Source organism: Streptomyces sp. NPDC091281, assembly GCF_044757425.1.
Classification (GTDB): Bacteria; Actinomycetota; Actinomycetes; order Streptomycetales; family Streptomycetaceae; genus Streptomyces.
This window is the reverse complement of the sequence record NZ_JBIVUY010000010.1, coordinates 328,889-344,304: the sequence shown is the minus strand read 5'-3', so window position 1 is coordinate 344,304 and position 15,416 is coordinate 328,889. Positions and strand designations below refer to the sequence as shown.

The 15,416-nt window shown below is 72.1% G+C and carries 16 protein-coding genes; 8 read left to right on the top strand and 8 right to left on the bottom strand.

All coding sequences use genetic code 11. The features are described from left to right. Positions 1-24: 24 nt before the first annotated feature. From ACIQPQ_RS25955 to recX, 6 genes are all read left to right on the top strand, one after another. Entirely contained in the window at positions 25-219 is a 195-nt protein-coding gene (locus ACIQPQ_RS25955) for a DUF3046 domain-containing protein (protein ID WP_401307874.1), read from the top strand. Between the two features lie 60 nt (positions 220-279). Next, positions 280-1,596: an AI-2E family transporter gene (locus ACIQPQ_RS25950; RefSeq protein ID WP_401307872.1), complete on the top strand. Its 1,317-nt coding sequence runs from the start codon at positions 280-282 to the stop codon at positions 1,594-1,596. A 19-nt stretch (positions 1,597-1,615) separates the two neighbouring features. Continuing rightward, positions 1,616-2,800: an ATP-binding protein gene (locus ACIQPQ_RS25945; protein WP_401307869.1), complete on the top strand. Its 1,185-nt coding sequence runs from the start codon at positions 1,616-1,618 to the stop codon at positions 2,798-2,800. A 23-nt stretch (positions 2,801-2,823) separates the two neighbouring features. After that, the gene (locus tag ACIQPQ_RS25940) at positions 2,824-3,420 is read left to right on the top strand and encodes a DinB family protein (RefSeq protein WP_401307866.1); all 597 of its coding nucleotides are present in this window, start codon (positions 2,824-2,826) and stop codon (positions 3,418-3,420) included. A gap of 478 nt (positions 3,421-3,898) precedes the next feature. Further along, positions 3,899-5,023: a recombinase RecA gene (gene recA, locus ACIQPQ_RS25935; protein WP_401307863.1), complete on the top strand. Its 1,125-nt coding sequence runs from the start codon at positions 3,899-3,901 to the stop codon at positions 5,021-5,023. Between the two features lie 2 nt (positions 5,024-5,025). Further along, complete coding sequence (gene recX / locus ACIQPQ_RS25930) at positions 5,026-5,805, top strand: recombination regulator RecX (RefSeq protein ID WP_401307860.1); 780 nt, start codon at positions 5,026-5,028, stop codon at positions 5,803-5,805. Positions 5,806-5,984: 179 nt separating this feature from the next. Here the strand turns inward: recX and ACIQPQ_RS25925 are convergent, their stop codons facing one another. From ACIQPQ_RS25925 to ACIQPQ_RS25890, 8 genes are all read right to left on the bottom strand, one after another. Continuing rightward, entirely contained in the window at positions 5,985-6,383 is a 399-nt protein-coding gene (locus tag ACIQPQ_RS25925) for a rhodanese-like domain-containing protein (RefSeq protein WP_401307943.1), read from the bottom strand. 59 nt (positions 6,384-6,442) lie between these two features. Beyond that, a complete protein-coding gene (locus tag ACIQPQ_RS25920; protein ID WP_401307857.1) occupies positions 6,443-6,988 on the bottom strand; it encodes a cysteine dioxygenase in 546 nt (181 codons plus the stop codon). 88 nt (positions 6,989-7,076) lie between these two features. Then, a complete protein-coding gene (locus ACIQPQ_RS25915) occupies positions 7,077-7,148 on the bottom strand; it encodes a putative leader peptide (protein ID WP_383779063.1) in 72 nt (23 codons plus the stop codon). Positions 7,149-7,305: 157 nt separating this feature from the next. Further along, entirely contained in the window at positions 7,306-9,162 is a 1,857-nt protein-coding gene (locus ACIQPQ_RS25910; RefSeq protein WP_401307855.1) for an FAD-dependent monooxygenase, read from the bottom strand. Between the two features lie 222 nt (positions 9,163-9,384). Further along, on the bottom strand, positions 9,385-10,293 hold the full coding sequence (locus tag ACIQPQ_RS25905; protein WP_401307852.1) for an amino acid ABC transporter permease: 909 nt from the start codon (positions 10,291-10,293) through the stop codon (positions 9,385-9,387). Further along, positions 10,290-10,958 (bottom strand): amino acid ABC transporter permease, encoded by a 669-nt coding sequence (locus ACIQPQ_RS25900; RefSeq protein ID WP_383779024.1) that lies wholly within the window; start codon positions 10,956-10,958, stop codon positions 10,290-10,292. The genes ACIQPQ_RS25905 and ACIQPQ_RS25900 overlap by 4 nt, the downstream gene beginning before the upstream one ends. A gap of 132 nt (positions 10,959-11,090) precedes the next feature. Further along, the gene (locus ACIQPQ_RS25895) at positions 11,091-11,936 is read right to left on the bottom strand and encodes a glutamate ABC transporter substrate-binding protein (protein WP_401307849.1); all 846 of its coding nucleotides are present in this window, start codon (positions 11,934-11,936) and stop codon (positions 11,091-11,093) included. A 185-nt stretch (positions 11,937-12,121) separates the two neighbouring features. Next, positions 12,122-12,898: an amino acid ABC transporter ATP-binding protein gene (locus ACIQPQ_RS25890; RefSeq protein ID WP_401307846.1), complete on the bottom strand. Its 777-nt coding sequence runs from the start codon at positions 12,896-12,898 to the stop codon at positions 12,122-12,124. 326 nt (positions 12,899-13,224) lie between these two features. On the opposite strand from ACIQPQ_RS25890, the gene ACIQPQ_RS25885 reads away from it, so the two are divergent. Together ACIQPQ_RS25885 and ACIQPQ_RS25880 are read left to right on the top strand one after the other, a co-directional pair. Continuing rightward, positions 13,225-13,908 (top strand): response regulator transcription factor, encoded by a 684-nt coding sequence (locus ACIQPQ_RS25885; RefSeq protein ID WP_383779019.1) that lies wholly within the window; start codon positions 13,225-13,227, stop codon positions 13,906-13,908. A gap of 12 nt (positions 13,909-13,920) precedes the next feature. After that, on the top strand, positions 13,921-15,333 hold the full coding sequence (locus tag ACIQPQ_RS25880; protein WP_401307842.1) for an ATP-binding protein: 1,413 nt from the start codon (positions 13,921-13,923) through the stop codon (positions 15,331-15,333). The last annotated feature ends 83 nt before the right edge of the window (positions 15,334-15,416 follow it).

Here is a 15,416-nt window from a genome sequence, read left to right as displayed (position 1 = left end):
TCTCCGGGGCGGGATACTGGTGTCATGCGGTTGACGGTCTTCTGGCAGCGGATGGCGGAGCACTTCGGCACGGGCTACGCCGAGACCTTCGCGCGCGACCACGTGATGACGGAACTCGGCGGGCGCACCGTCGACGAGGCGCTCGCGTCCGGCTGGGCGGCCAAGGACGTGTGGCGGGTGGTGTGCGCGGTGATGAACGTTCCGCCCGAGCAGCGCTGAACCGGTACGAAGATCGCACGAGTGGCGTCGGTTGTCGGTGCGGTGGGCGAGACTTGAGCCGTGGCACCCACTGACGAGACCGGGCCGACCGCCCCGCACACCGCCCCGCCGACACCCCCGGCGGGCGCGGCGCCGTCCGCACCGCCCCCGGCCGCCCCGCCGTCGGCCGGGTCCGGGACGGCGCCGGGCGCGGGCATGCCGCGCTGGCTGCCGCGCGCGATGGTGCTCGCGCTCGCCCTCCTCGCGGCGTACCACCTGGGCACGTGGGCCTTCCACCAGCTCATCGGGCTGCTGCTCAACATCCTGATCGCGTTCTTCCTGGCGCTCGCCATCGAACCCGCCGTCAGCCGCATGGCCTCGCGCGGGATGCGCCGCGGCCTGGCCACCTTCCTCGTCTTCGCCGGCCTGCTGGTCGTCCTCGCCGGTTTCGTGACCCTGCTCGGCTCGATGCTCGCCGGACAGATCATCAAGATGATCGAGGGCTTCCCCGACTACCTCGACTCGGTGATCAACTGGGTCAACACGACGTTCCACACCGAACTGCGCCGGGTCGACATCCAGGAGGGCCTGCTCCACTCGGACTGGCTGCGCCGATACGCGCAGAACAGCGCCGCGGGTGTCCTGGACGTCTCCACACAGGTCCTCGGCGGTCTCTTCCGGCTGCTGACGATCGCGCTGTTCTCGTTCTACTTCGCCGCCGACGGCCCCAGACTGCGGCGGGCCCTGTGCTCCGTCCTGCCACCCGCCCGGCAGGCGGAGGTGCTGCGCGCGTGGGAGATCGCCGTCGACAAGACCGGCGGCTATCTGTACTCGCGCGGCCTGATGGCCCTGATCTCGGGCGTGGCGCACTACATACTGCTCCAGGTCCTCGGCATCCCCTACGCGCCCGTGCTCGGCGTGTGGGTGGGCGTGGTGTCGCAGTTCATCCCGACCATCGGCACCTACCTCGCGGGCGCGCTGCCCATGCTGATCGCCTTCACCGTCGACCCCTGGTACGCGCTGTGGGTGCTGGTCTTCGTCGTGGTCTACCAGCAGTTCGAGAACTACATGCTCCAGCCCAAGCTCACCTCCAGGACCGTCGACATCCACCCCGCCGTCGCCTTCGGCTCGGTCATCGCCGGAACCGCCCTCCTGGGCGTCGTCGGCGCCCTCATCTCCATCCCGGCGGTCGCCACGCTCCAGGCGTTCCTCGGCGCGTACGTCAAGCGCTACGACGTGACGGACGACCCGCGCGTGCACGGCCACCGCAGACGCGGCGACGGCCCCGGCCCCGCGGCCCGCGCGCGGGCGCTGTGGACGCGGGTGAGGGAACGCGAGCGGAGAACACCCGGAACGGACTCCGGCACCGGTGACGCCGGTGGCGGCGGGGATCGATGACGCGGAGAGCGAGGGCTCTGTGAGCGCGGGACACGCCGAGGAGTACGGGCCGAGCAGCATCGAGGTGCTGGAGGGGGTGGAGGCCGTACGGAGGCGGCCGGGGATGTACGTGGGCTCGACCGGGGAGCGCGGCCTGTACCACCTGGTGTGCGAGGCGACTCACCGGTCCGTGTCCGAGGTCCTCGCCGGACGGGCCACCACCGTCGACGTCACCCTCACGGCGGACGGCCGCGTGCGGGTCCGCGACGACGGTCCCGGTGTCCCCTTCGAGGCGGCGGGACACCCCGGTCGGCCCGGCCTCGAAGCGCTCCTGACCAGCACGACCGCCAGGGAGAGGCCCGACGACCGGCACACGGTCGACCTGACCCGCCTCGGGATCGGCCTCATCGTGGTCAACGCCCTGTCGAGCCGCCTCACCGCCGAGGTGCGGCGCGACGGCGTCCACTGGGCGCAGGAGTACGCGCGCGGTGTCGCCCTCGCACCGCCCGCCCCGGTGGGGCCGGCCACGGGAACCGGGACCACCCTCACCTTCCGGCCCGACCCCGGCGTCTTCCCGACGGCACGCTGCTCCCGCGACGCGCTCGCGGACCGCTTCCGGGAACTGGCGTTCCTGAACCGGCCGCTCGCCCTCTCACTGGCCGACGAGCGCCCTCGCGACGCCGACGGCTACGACGGGGCCGTACCAGGCGGGACGTGGCACGAGCGGTTCGACTTCCCAGGCGGCCTGAGGGACTACGTCGCCCACCTCGACGCACGCGAGGGAACGCCCGTCCGCCACCCGGACGTCGTCCACTTCGAGGCCGAGGCTCCCCGCATGGCGGGCACGGTGGAGGTGGGCCTCCGCTGGAACGACTCCCGCGAGGAGCGCGTCCTCGGGTTCGCCAACAGCCGGGCCACGCCGGAAGGCGGCACGCACCTGACCGGTCTCCGCGAGGGAATCGCCGCGGCGGTCGGCGCGTACGCCCGTGGGCGGCGGCTGCCCGCGGCGACCGACCGCGCTCCGGGCGGCACCTGGACCGGTGCCGGTCTGACCGCCGTGGTGTCGGTCAAGCTCGACCGTCCCGAGTTCCAGGGCGCCACAAGGAGCCGACTGGGCGGCGCCGTCGTGCACGAGTGCGTCGCGGAACTGGTCCGTGAGCGGCTCGGCGCCTGGCTGGAGGAGCATCCGGAGCAGGCCGCCGCCGTCGTCGTCGGCCGGAGCTGACGCGGGGGCGGCAGACTGACGGTATGACTGCCCTGGACTTCAAGACCGATCTCCGCTCGTACCTCCAGTCGGCCCGCGACGCGTTGCTGTGGAAGCTCGACGGGCTGTCCGAGTACGACGTACGGCGGCCCCTGACACCGACCGGGACCAACCTCCTCGGGCTCGTGAAGCACACCGCCGGGGTGGAACTCGGCTACCTCGGGGACACGTTCGGGCGGCCGTCCGGGGAGGCGCTGCCCTGGCTGGCCGACGGGGCCGAGGCCAACGCGGACATGTGGGCGACCGCCGCCGAGTCACGCGAGTCGATCGTCGGGCTCTACCGGCGGGCCTGGGCGCACGCCGACGCGACCGTCGAGGCGCTGCCCCTGGAGACCGTCGGCCGCGTCCCGTGGTGGCCGGACGGCAAGGACGAGGTGACCTTGCACCACGCCGTCGTCCGGGTGATCGCCGACACCCACCGGCACGCGGGGCACGCCGACATCGTCCGGGAACTCCTGGACGGCGCCGTGGGCATGAACCAGGACAAGGACAACATGGCCTCGCACGACCCGGCCTGGTGGGAGGAGTACCGCGGCCGCCTGGAGCGGGAGGCGCGGGCGGCGGACGGGACGGACGGCTAGGGCCTGTCTGACCATTCCCGTCTGCCGCGCGACGCCATGCACGCACTCTCGCCGCACCGGGCGCGGACCCGAGTACGTCCAGTACGAGGGTCCACGCCCGGCACGCCGAGAGCACGCACCTGACGCCGCGCGGCCGCCCTCCGGGCGACGACGGGAATTGTCAGACAGGCCCTAGGACTTCTCCGAGCCGAGCCGAGCCGGGGCGGCTCGGGGCGGGCCGAGCCGGAACGGCGGAGGGAGAGGGGCTGGACGGCGGGTCGAGCCGTCCTGCCTTCGGCGCGTCTCGCTTGACACGAAAATCGAACATCCATTCTCATGGGGGTTCCGGGCGAGGCGTTCGGAGGCTGTTTCGTCCCGTTTCGGGGCGGAAAGCGCCTGAGTTGTCCACAGGCCGGACCAGCGTCGAGGCGCATTGTCAGTGGCAGGCGTTAGCGTCTTTGACGTGAAGCGATCGACTCAAGCAAATCGGGTGGAACCCATGGCAGGAACCGACCGCGAGAAGGCGCTGGACGCCGCACTCGCACAGATTGAACGGCAATTCGGCAAGGGCGCGGTCATGCGCATGGGCGAGCGGACCAAGGAGCCCATCGAGGTCATCCCGACCGGCTCGACCGCCCTCGACGTGGCGCTCGGCGTCGGCGGCCTCCCGCGCGGCCGCGTCGTGGAGATCTACGGACCGGAGTCCTCCGGAAAGACCACGCTCACCCTGCACGCCGTGGCCAACGCGCAGAAGGCCGGCGGCCAGGTCGCGTTCATCGACGCGGAGCACGCCCTCGACCCCGAGTACGCGCAGAAGCTCGGCGTCGACATCGACAACCTGATCCTCTCCCAGCCGGACAACGGCGAGCAGGCCCTGGAGATCGTGGACATGCTGGTCCGCTCCGGCGCCCTCGACCTCATCGTCATCGACTCCGTCGCCGCGCTCGTCCCGCGCGCGGAGATCGAGGGCGAGATGGGCGACAGCCACGTCGGTCTCCAGGCCCGTCTGATGAGCCAGGCCCTGCGGAAGATCACCAGCGCGCTCAACCAGTCGAAGACCACCGCGATCTTCATCAACCAGCTCCGCGAGAAGATCGGCGTGATGTTCGGCTCGCCGGAGACCACGACCGGTGGCCGCGCCCTCAAGTTCTACGCCTCGGTGCGCATCGACATCCGCCGCATCGAGACCCTCAAGGACGGCACCGACGCGGTCGGCAACCGCACCCGCTGCAAGGTCGTCAAGAACAAGGTCGCCCCGCCCTTCAAGCAGGCCGAGTTCGACATCCTCTACGGCCACGGCATCAGCCGCGAGGGCGGCCTGATCGACATGGGTGTGGAGCACGGCTTCGTCCGCAAGGCCGGCGCCTGGTACACGTACGAGGGCGACCAGCTCGGCCAGGGCAAGGAGAACGCCCGCAACTTCCTCAAGGACAACCCCGACCTCGCCAACGAGATCGAGCGGAAGATCAAGGAGAAGCTGGGCGTCGGCGTCCGTCCCGTCGAGGAGCCCGCCGCCGAGCCGGGCGCCGCCGTCACCGAGGGCACCCCGGCCGACGACGCCAAGACGGTTCCCGCCCCCGCGGCCAAGGCGACCAAGACCAAGGCCGCCGCCGCCAAGAGCTGACCGTGACACGACGAACGGACTGGGCCGAGTACGACGTCCACCCCGGCGTCCCCCCGGAACAGGGGACCGGGGGTGGCGACGGCCCGGCCGGGGACGACGGCTCCTCCGGGGGAGAGCGGGCGGGGCGGCGTCGGCGCGGCCGGGCGGGACAGCACGGCGAGGGGGGTTCACGGGGCGGGCGCCGACGGCGCGGCTTCGGGGAACCGTCCGCCGAGGACGAAGGCACCCCTGCCTCGTCGAGGGCCGAGAAGGGGGAGTCTTCAGGGGACCCGGTGGAGCGGGCACGGGCGATCTGCCTGCGCCTGCTCACCGGGACCCCGCGCACCCGCAAGCAGCTCGCCGACGCCCTGCGCAAGCGCGAGATCCCGGACGAGGCCGCCGAGGAGGTGCTCTCCCGCTTCGAGGAGGTCGGGCTCATCGACGACAGTGCCTTCGCGGACGCCTGGGTGGAGTCCCGGCACCACGGCCGCGGACTGGCCCGGCGCGCCCTCGCCCAGGAACTCCGTACCAAGGGCGTGGACGCCACCCTCATCGAGGAGGCCGTCTCCCAGCTCGACTCCGAGCAGGAGGAGGCCACCGCGCGCGAACTCGTCGACCGCAAGCTGCGCTCCACCCGGGGCCTCGACCGCGACAAGCGGCTGCGCCGCCTCGCCGGAATGCTCGCCCGCAAGGGCTACTCCCCGGGCATGGCCCTGCGCGTGGTCCGGCAGGCGCTGGAGGAGGAGGGCGACGAGGGGGACGACGGCGGGGACCTGGACTTCCTGGCCGACGAGTCGATCTGAGGCGGGCGGGAGGCCGACCGGCCGGTGGGCGGAACCGGACGACCGGACAGCAATCCGCTGACGAGACTCCGTCGCTCCGCCGTCAGGCTCTGCCGCCCGACTCCGACATCAGACCCCGCCGCCCGGTTCCGCCGGTTCTGTCGTTTCCGCCAGTTCCGCCAGTTCCGTCGGTTTCGTCGTCAGGACTCCACCGGCAGGCCCGCCGTGCGCCAGGCCTGGAAGCCGCCGATCAGATCGGTGGCCCGGTGCAGGCCCAGCTGGTGCAGGGAGGCCGCCGCCAGGCTGGACGCGTAGCCCTCGTTGCAGATCACCACGACCCGCACGTCATGGCCGGTCGCCTCAGGGAGGCGGTGGCTGCCCCGCGGGTCGAGGCGCCACTCCAGCTCGTTGCGCTCCACGATCAAGGCGCCGGGGATCGCGCCGTCCCGGTCCCGCAGAGCCGCGTACCGGATGTCCACGAGCAGCGCGTCACCCGCGCGGGCCGCCTCGTACGCCTCCGACGCCGCCACCCGCGTGTACCGGGCCCGCACCTGCTCCAGCAGTTCGTCTATGCCCGGTGCCGTGCCCGGAGACGGCACCTCGGTCCCGCCGTCCGTCGCGCCGGTCGTCGCCCCGTTCGCCGGACGGTCCGCCGTGCTCACTGCCAGTCCTCCGGCCGCTCGACCTGCTCCAGCCGCAGCACCTGGCCGCTGCGGCTGTAGCGGCGGATCTGCGGCAGGGGCGGGTAGTAGGCGTGGACGGAGATCGCGTGCTCCTCCGTGGACTCGTTGAGGACCTCGTGGACGTGGTGGCGGCCGAAGGCGCGGCCCTTGCCCGGGGTCAGACGGCGTTCCCGGTCGACGCCCTCGGTGAGTTCCAGGGTCTTCCAGCCGTCGGTGGGCAGCCGGGCGGCGAGGGAGTACTCCTTCAGCTCGCCGCGCGCGGTGAGGAAAGCGCCGACCGAGTCCGCGTGGTCGTGCCAGCCGGTGCCGCTGCCGGGCGGCCAGCCGATCAGCCACGCCTCACTGCCGCCGGGGCCCTCCAGGCGCACCCACGTGCGGCCTTCCGGGTCGAGCGGGAGGGAGGCGATCAGCTCGGGGTCGGCCGCGGTGCGCCGGACGAAGTCGAGCAGCTCCGCCTGGGTGGGCGCGGCGGCGGGAGAAGCGACGGCGGTAGGAGCCGAGGGGGAAGGGGAGACAGACACAAGTACCGTCCTGAGAGCGTTCGCTGGAGCGCGCGGCAGCGGGGAACCGCTTCGGCGGCGCGCGCCGGAGGAGAAGTCGGTCGCGAAGTCAGCAGGACGGACGACACACGCAGCCCGGATAGCGGACCAGGTCCATATGGACCCTCCGCCACAGGTGCACACAGGTGTCGGTCACGATCCGGAGTACACCATGCCGGTGAGGGCCGGTCAATCGGCTGCCACGATGTGGACAGATGGAGGAGAGGGGAGGCGGGGGAGCCGGGGCGAGCAGTGCCCGGCCCGCTCCCCGCCCGCCGGCCCGACCTCCGTCGGGAGGCCTAACGCCCCCGCCCGTCAGCGCGGCCGGCTCCCGCACGGGCCTCCGCGTCCGCCGCGGTCGCGCTGCCCGTCGACGGGCCCCCACCCGCAGCCGCACCCGTGCCCGCAGCCGCACCCGTGCGCGCCGCTGAACCCGCGTCCGCCCCCGCGGTGGCGCTGCTCGCCGCGTCCTCCGGAGTGCCGTCCACCGCGCCCCCCGTCGCCGCCTCCGCTGCCGCGTACAGGTCGGCGGGGCGTACCCCGTTCAGCGCGGTGACGAGGTGGCCGTCGGGGCGGACGAGCAGGACGCTGTGGGCGGCGGCGCCCGGATAGCTCTCGGCGACCAGCAGTTCGGCGGGGCAGGGCAGCGCGCTCACCGCGGCGGCGAGCCGGGGCATCAGCCCGGCGCCCACCCAGTGCCGCCGCTCCCACACGCCCGTGCCCGGAGCGATCAGCACCACCAGCAGCGCGCCCCGGCCGAGCCGGTCCCGCAGCCGGACGAAGGAGCCGTCCTCGGCGGTCACCCGGACGTCCGTGACCTGGGCGCCGGGCGCGGTGTCCACCGGCACCTCGGCCTCCAGGTGCCGGGGCGCGAGCGACGAGACCGGATAGGCGCCGGGCGCCCCCAGCGCACCGCGTCCCAGGTGGCCGTCGGTGACCAGGCTGTCGTGGTTGCGGGCGGCGCCGGGGACGTACGCCCTTATGCCGGGGCCGCCGCGCAGCAGGGGGAGTGTCTGGTCGGCGGCGCGCAGGCGGGCGGCGACGACCGCGCGCCGCTCCTCCTGGTAGCTGTCGAGGAGGCCTTCGTGCGGGCCGTGGTGCCAGGCCAGGGCGAGCTTCCAGGCGAGGTTGTCGGCGTCCCGCAGGCCCTCGTCGAGGCCCTGGGTGCCGAACGCGCCGAGCAGGTGCGCCGCGTCCCCGGCGACGAAGACCCGCCCCGCGCGCCAGCGGCGGGCCAGCCGGTGGTGCACGGCGTGGACGCCGGTGTCGAGCAGTTCGTAGGCCGGGGCCGTGCCGCCGCTCCAGCCCGCGAGGGTCTCGCGGACGCGGGCCACCAGCAGTTCGGGGGTGACCAGGTCCTTGCCGGGCGGCAGCAGCCAGTCCAGCCGCCAGACGCCCTCCGGCAGCGGGCGGGCGGTGATCTCCCCGGCGGACGGTCCCGAGGTCCGCCACGGCGGCGAGCGGTGCAGCAACGCCTGGTCGGACCAGGGGAGTTCGGCGCGCAGCGCGGCCACCGCGTGCCGTTCCACCGCCGTGCGGCCGGGGAAGCGGATGTCGAGGAGCTTGCGCACGGTCGAGCGGGGGCCGTCGCAGCCGACGAGGTAGCTGCCGCGCCACCAGGTGCCGTGCTCGCCGCGGGTGTGGGCGGTGACGCCGGAAGGTTCCTGCTCGACGGTGTCCAGCCGGCTGTCCACGGCGATCCGGACCAGCCGTTCGCCCGCCAGGGCGGTGCGCAGGACGCCGGTCAGCACATGCTGGGCGAGGTGCAGGGGGGCCGGTCCTGCGGTGCCGTCGGGGACGGCCTGGCCGTCGGCGTCGACGGCACCGGCCAGGCCGCCGCCCGGAGCGGACCGTGCGCCCGGAGTGATCCGTTCCGCCGCGGCGACCGGGGGGTCGAAGGCGATCTGCTGTGTCACCTGCTTGCGTCGCATCGACCGCCAGCCGGTCCAGCGGGTGCCGGCCCCGTCGAGCGGGGTGCCGGTGAGGCGTTCCACGAGGGCGGCGGTGTCCTCGCGCAGCACGACGGTGCGGGCGAGCCGGGGTTCGTCCTTGCCGGGGCCTTCGTCGAGGACGACCGAAGGCACCTCCTGACGCGCCAGCGCCAGGGCGAGCGTGAGCCCCACGGGCCCCGCTCCGACGATGATCACCGGGTCCACGGAGTGGCGCCCCCTGCCCGTGTCGGCGTCCGCGGGGACGTGAGTGAACAAGAGGGAGGAGCAGGGTGCACGATCACAGAACGTATGCAACCCATTGCCGGTGCTCGCGTCAAGTGACGGAGGCAGCGGCGCGCACGCCACTGCCTCCGTACAGCTCACGCGGGGTGGGGGTGGGTCGGACCTCCGTCCGTCCGGACCACCGCACCACGCGCCCGCCGGTCGCTAGACCGTGCCGCCGCCCGCCCCGGTGCCCGGGGTGCCCGCGATGGCCGCCGGGTTGTCCTCGACGTCCTCGCCGCCCAGGACCGTGCCCGTGGAGCGCTTGCTGCGCCGCAGCCGGTCCTCCAGCCAGGAGGCGAAGGAGGTGAGGGCGAAGTTCACCACGATGAAGATGATCGCCACCATGATGAAGCTGGGGACGACGTTGGCGTAGTTGGCCGCCAGGGTGCTGCGGGCGTTGAGGAGTTCGGGGAAGCCGATCAGCACACCGCCGAGCGCGGTGTCCTTCACGATGACCACGAGCTGGCTGACGATCGCCGGGAGCATCGCGGTGACCGCCTGCGGCAGCAGGATGCTGGTCATCGTCTGGCCCTTGCGCAGACCGATCGCCTGCGCCGCCTCCGTCTGCCCCTTCGGCAGCGAGAGGATGCCCGCCCGGACGACCTCGGCGAGGACCGAGGCGTTGTAGAGGACCAGGCCGGTGACGACCGCGTACAGCGGACGGTCCTCGCTGCTGATGTCCGAGGCCTGCACGTACAGCTCGTTGGCGAACAGCATGAGCAGCAGCACCGGGATGGCGCGGAAGAACTCCACCACCGCGCCCGCCGGGACGCGCACCCAGCGGTGGTCCGACAGCCGCAGGATGCCCAGCAGGGCGCCCAGCGGGAGGGCGATGACCATGGCGAGCGCCGCGGCCTTCATGGTGTTGCCGAGACCCGGCAGCAGATACGTGTTCCACGCCTCGCCGGTGAAGAACGGGTCCCACAGCGCCCATTCGAGCTGGTTCTTGTCGTCCATCTTCAGCCAGACCCACCACAGCACCAGGGCCAGCAGCAGGAAGAAGAGGACCGAGAAGAGGACGTTGCGCCGCTGGGCGCGGGGCCCGGGAGTGTCGTAGAGGACCGAGCTCATCGCTTCACCGCCAGTCGCTTGCCGAGCCAGCCGAGCAGCAGGCCGGTGGGAAGGGTCAGCACCACGAAGCCGAAGGCGAAGACCGCGCCGATGGCCAGCGTCTGGGCCTCGTTCTCGATCATCTCCTTCATCAGGAAGGCGGCCTCGGCCACGCTGATGGCGGCCGCGACGGTGGTGTTCTTGGTCAGGGCGATCAGGACGTTCGCCAGCGGGCCGATGACCGCGCGGAACGCCTGGGGCAGGACGATCAGCGTCAGGGTCTGGCTGAAGCTCAGTCCGATCGCGCGCGCCGCCTCGGCCTGTCCGAGGGGCACGGTGTTGATGCCGGAGCGGATCGACTCGCACACGAAGGCCGCGGTGTACGCGACCAGGCCGAGGACCGCGAGGCGGAAGCCCTGGAGGGCGAAGTCGTTGGGGGCGCCCATCGTCATGCCGAAGATGTCGGCGAGGCCGAGCGAGGTGAAGACGATGATGACGGTCAGGGGGATGTTGCGGACGATGTTGACGTAGACGCTGGCGAACCCGCGCATCAGCGGGACGGGACTGACCCGCATCGCGGCCAGCAGGGTGCCCCAGATGAGGGACCCGAGGGCGGAGAAGACGGTCAGTTTGATCGTCATCCAGAACGCCCCGAGGACGTCGTAGCCTTCAAGAAAGTCGAACACGATCTCCCGCGCTTCCGGGTGGGTGGGGTACGTGGAGGGCGTGACACGCCGCCCGCCGTGATCGCGACGGCGGGCGGCCTGCCCGCGGGACCCCACGTCGCGCGCGGGGATCCAGTGGCAGCGGGTGCCGGGTTACTTGACGACGACGCCGATCTTCGGGGCCGGCTCGTTCTTGTAGTTCGCCGGGCCGAAGTTGGCGGTGACGGCCTTGTCCCAGGCGCCGTCGTCGACCATCTTCTCCAGCGCGGTGTTGATCTTGTCCGTGGTGGCCTTGTCGCCCTTCTTGACGCCGATGCCGTAGTTCTCGTTGCTGAGCTGCTCGCCCACCAGCTTGAACTGACCCTTGTACTTGTCCTGCGCGGCGAAGCCCGCGAGGATCGAGTCGTCCGTGGTCACGGCGTCGACGGCACCGCTCTGGAGGGCGGCGATGCACTCCGAGTAGCCCGCGTTCTGCCGCAGGTTGGCCTTCGGGGCGATCTTGTCGCGGACGTTCTGGGCCGAGGTCGAACCGGTGACGGAACACAGGTTCTTGCCGTTGAGGTCCCCACCCTTGCTGATCTTCGAGTCGGCCTTGACCAGCAGGTCCTGGTGGGCGAGCAGGTACGGGCCCGCGAAGTCGACCTTCTGCTTGCGCTCGTCGTTGATCGAGTAGGACGCGACGATGAACTTCACGTCGCCGCGGGCGAGGGCGTTCTCGCGGTCCGCGCTCTTGGTCTCGACGAACTCGATCTTGTCCTTGTCGTAGCCCAGTTCCTTCGCCACGTACGTCGCCACGTCGACGTCGAAGCCCGAGAAGGAACCGTCGGGCTGCTTCAGACCGAGACCGGGCTGGTCGTACTTGATGCCGACCTTGATCTTGCCGCCGCCGCCGGAACCGCTGCCGGCGTCGTCCTTGTCGTCGGAACCACCGCAGGCGGTGGCGGCCAGGGCGAGGGCGAGAACGGCGGCCGAGGCGGCGGAGACCTTGCGAAGCTTCATGGTGACTTCCTTTGGGTGATGCCTTCTGGTGGTGAAGGAATGCGGGCCGTCAGGTGCGGGTGGCCGGGCGGTGGCGGTCGGACCGGATCGTGGTCGATCGGTCGCGGCCGGACCGGGTGGCGGCCGCCTGGCGCCGTCGTGCCGGGCCGCGGGGTGCGGCACGGCCGTCGGCGACGGGCGACGCGTCAGTGGTGCAGGATCTTCGACAGGAAGTCCTTGGCGCGGTCGCTGCGCGGGTTGCTGAAGAACTGGTCGGGGGTGGCCTGCTCGACGATCCGGCCGTCCGCCATGAACACCACGCGGTTGGCGGCCGAGCGGGCGAAGCCCATCTCGTGGGTCACCACGATCATGGTCATGCCGTCCCGGGCGAGCTGCTGCATGACCTCCAGCACCTCGTTGATCATCTCCGGGTCCAGGGCCGAGGTGGGCTCGTCGAAGAGCATCACCTTCGGGTTCATGGCCAGGGCCCGCGCGATGGCGACGCGCTGCTGCTGGCCGCCGGAGAGCTGGGCGGGGTACTTGTCGGCCTGGGTGCCGACCCCGACCCGGTCGAGGAGGGCACGGGCCTTCTCCTCGGCGTCCTTCTTGTCGGTCCTGCGGACCTTGATCTGGCCCAGCATCACGTTCTGCAGCACGGTCTTGTGCGCGAACAGGTTGAACGACTGGAAGACCATGCCGACATCGGCGCGCAGCCGGGCCAGCTCCTTGCCCTCCTGGGGCAGGGCCTTCCCGTCGATGGTGATCGACCCCGTGTCGATCGTCTCCAGGCGGTTGATGGTGCGGCACAGGGTGGACTTGCCGGACCCGGAGGGTCCGATGACCACGACGACCTCACCGCGTTCGATCGTCAGATCGATGTCCTGGAGAACGTGCAAAGCGCCGAAGTGCTTGTTGACGCTCTTCAGGACGACCAGCTCGTCGGGCACGGCCTTGTCTTCCTTGGCCACCGATACTTCGGTCATCGCTCTCGGGCTCCGTCCTCCTCGGTTTCGGAGGACAGTAGTGACGCTGCCCGACCAGCGTCATTACATCTGAGGTGAATCTGAGCATCACGATCCGATAGCAATCGGACACGTGTCGTAGCCCGGCCCCCGTGGGCGCGTATCGGGGGGATAACTAAAGTCCCGCGCAACCGGAACCCACTTGACGGCGTCCTCGTCCATCAGCGTGACTGCCAGGGTGCACGCGCGCGTGCGACGCGCCGGCCGCGCGCCGGAACCGTGAGGCCCTGGTCGTATGACTGTGTACAGCATTCGAGGGTACGCCCGATGAACCGGAGGAGGCCGGAGTGAGACTGCTGCTCGTGGAGGACGACAACCATGTCGCCGCCGCGCTCTCCGCGGTCCTGAAACGGCACGGTTTCGAGGTCACCCACGCGCGCAGCGGCGAGGAGGCGCTCCAGGCGCTCGTCCCGGAGGGCCCCGGCTTCGGGGTCGTCCTGCTCGACCTCGGCCTGCCCGACCAGGACGGATACGAGGTCTGCGGCAAGATCCGCAAACGCACCGCCACCCCCGTGATCATGGTGACGGCCCGCTCCGACGTCCGCTCCCGCATCCACGGCCTCAACCTGGGCGCCGACGACTACGTGGTGAAGCCCTACGACACCGGGGAGCTGCTCGCCCGTATCCACGCCGTGAGCCGGCGCACCGTCCCCGACGACCCCGCCGAGGCGGGCGACGGCGAGCTGCGGCTCGGGCCCGTCCACATCGAGCTGCCCACCCGGCGCGTCACCGTGGACGGCGCGGTCGTCCAGCTGACCCGCAAGGAGTTCGACCTGCTGGCGCTGCTCGCCCAGCGGCCGGGCGTGGTCTTCCGGCGGGAGCAGATCATCAGCGAGGTGTGGCGCACGAGCTGGGAGGGGACCGGGCGCACCCTGGAGGTGCACGTCGCCTCGCTGCGCGCCAAGCTCCGCATGCCCGCGCTGATCGAGACCGTGCGCGGGGTCGGCTACCGGCTCGTCACCCCGGCCTGACGGGGATCACGCTTGCGCACCCGTCTGCTGCCGCTGCTCATCGTCCTGATGGCGGCCGTCCTGCTCGCCCTCGGGGTGCCCCTCGCGGTGAGCGTGGCGGGCGCCCAGCAGCAGGACGTCGTCGTCGACCGCATCGACGACACGGCCCGCTTCGCGGCGCTCGCCCAGTTCGTCACCGCGCCCACCGGCGGCTCGGCGGCCGTCGGCACCACCAACGACGAACGCCGTCAGACGCTCGCCCGCGAGCTGACCAACTACCACGACGTCTACGGCATCCGCGCCGGTGTCTTCTACGGCAACGACACCCCCATGGCTCATGCCCCGAGGGACTGGTACCTCCCCGCTTCGGGCGAGGTGCGCGACGCCTTCGACGAGGCCCTTCTCAGCCGCCGCAGCCACGACCCGCGGCAGGTGTGGCCCTGGCAGCGCAACCGCATGGTGGTCGCCTCCCCGGTGATCCGGGACGGCGACGTCGTCGCGGTCGTCGTCACCGACTCGCCGACCGGGCCGATGCGCTCGCGCGTCCTGCACGGCTGGCTGCTCATCGCGGCGGGGGAGGTCGCGGCGATGCTGCTCGCCATCGGCGCCGCGCTGCGGCTGACCGGCTGGGTCCTCAAGCCCGTGCGGGTGCTGGACGCCACCACCCACGACGTCGCCACCGGGCGCCTGAAGTCCCGGGTCGCCGTCGACAGCGGCCCGCCGGAGCTGCGGCGGCTGGCCCGCTCCTTCAACGAGATGGCGGACAACGTCGAGGACGTGCTGGAGCAGCAGCGCGCCTTCGTCGCCGACGCCTCCCACCAGCTCCGCAACCCGCTCGCCGCGCTGCTGCTGCGCATCGAGCTGCTCGGCTACGAGCTGCCCGAGGGCAACGAGGAGATCGCGTCCGTGCAGAGCGAGGGCAAGCGGCTCGCCCAGGTCCTCGACGATCTGCTCGACCTCGCGCTGGCCGAGCACACCGAGGCCGACCTGCGGATCACCGACCTCGGCGCGCTGACCGCCGAGCGGGTCGCCGCCTGGGCGCCGACCGCCGCCGCCAAGGGCGTCCGGCTGGTGGGCGACTGCCCGCCCACCACGGCCTGGGCCGACCCGGTCACCCTCTCCAGCGCGCTCGACGCGGTGATCGACAACGCGGTCAAGTTCACGCCGGAGGGCGAGCGGGTCGACGTGACGGTGGCGTCCGTCGGCGAGACCACCACCGTCGTCGTCGCCGACCGCGGGCCCGGCCTCACCGACGAGGAGCTGACCCGGGTCGGCGACCGCTTCTGGCGCAGCGGACGCCACCAGAACATCAAGGGCTCGGGCCTCGGCCTGTCCATCTCCCGCGCCCTCCTCGCCGCGGGCGGCGGCTCCCTGTCGTACGCCCACCACGAGCCCACCGGCCTGCGCGCCACGGTGTCGGTGCCGCGGTCGCGGCCGACGGGGTAGCCGGACGGCCCACGGCGCGTGGCGCACGGCGTACGGTGCGCGACGTTGATCGCGCGCCCGTGGATCGCGCGGCGTACGGCGGG

What these genes read in the sequence shown, in the direction of transcription:
- ACIQPQ_RS25955 (WP_401307874.1), top strand. Translation starts at nt 25, where the DNA reads ATGCGGTTGACGGTCTTCTGGCAGCGGATGGCGGAGCACTTCGGCACG.
- ACIQPQ_RS25940 (WP_401307866.1), top strand. Translation starts at nt 2,824, where the DNA reads ATGACTGCCCTGGACTTCAAGACCGATCTCCGCTCGTACCTCCAGTCG.
- recA (WP_401307863.1), top strand. Translation starts at nt 3,899, where the DNA reads ATGGCAGGAACCGACCGCGAGAAGGCGCTGGACGCCGCACTCGCACAG.
- ACIQPQ_RS25905 (WP_401307852.1), bottom strand. Translation starts at nt 10,293, where the DNA reads ATGAGCTCGGTCCTCTACGACACTCCCGGGCCCCGCGCCCAGCGGCGC.
- ACIQPQ_RS25895 (WP_401307849.1), bottom strand. Translation starts at nt 11,936, where the DNA reads ATGAAGCTTCGCAAGGTCTCCGCCGCCTCGGCCGCCGTTCTCGCCCTC.
- ACIQPQ_RS25890 (WP_401307846.1), bottom strand. Translation starts at nt 12,898, where the DNA reads ATGACCGAAGTATCGGTGGCCAAGGAAGACAAGGCCGTGCCCGACGAG.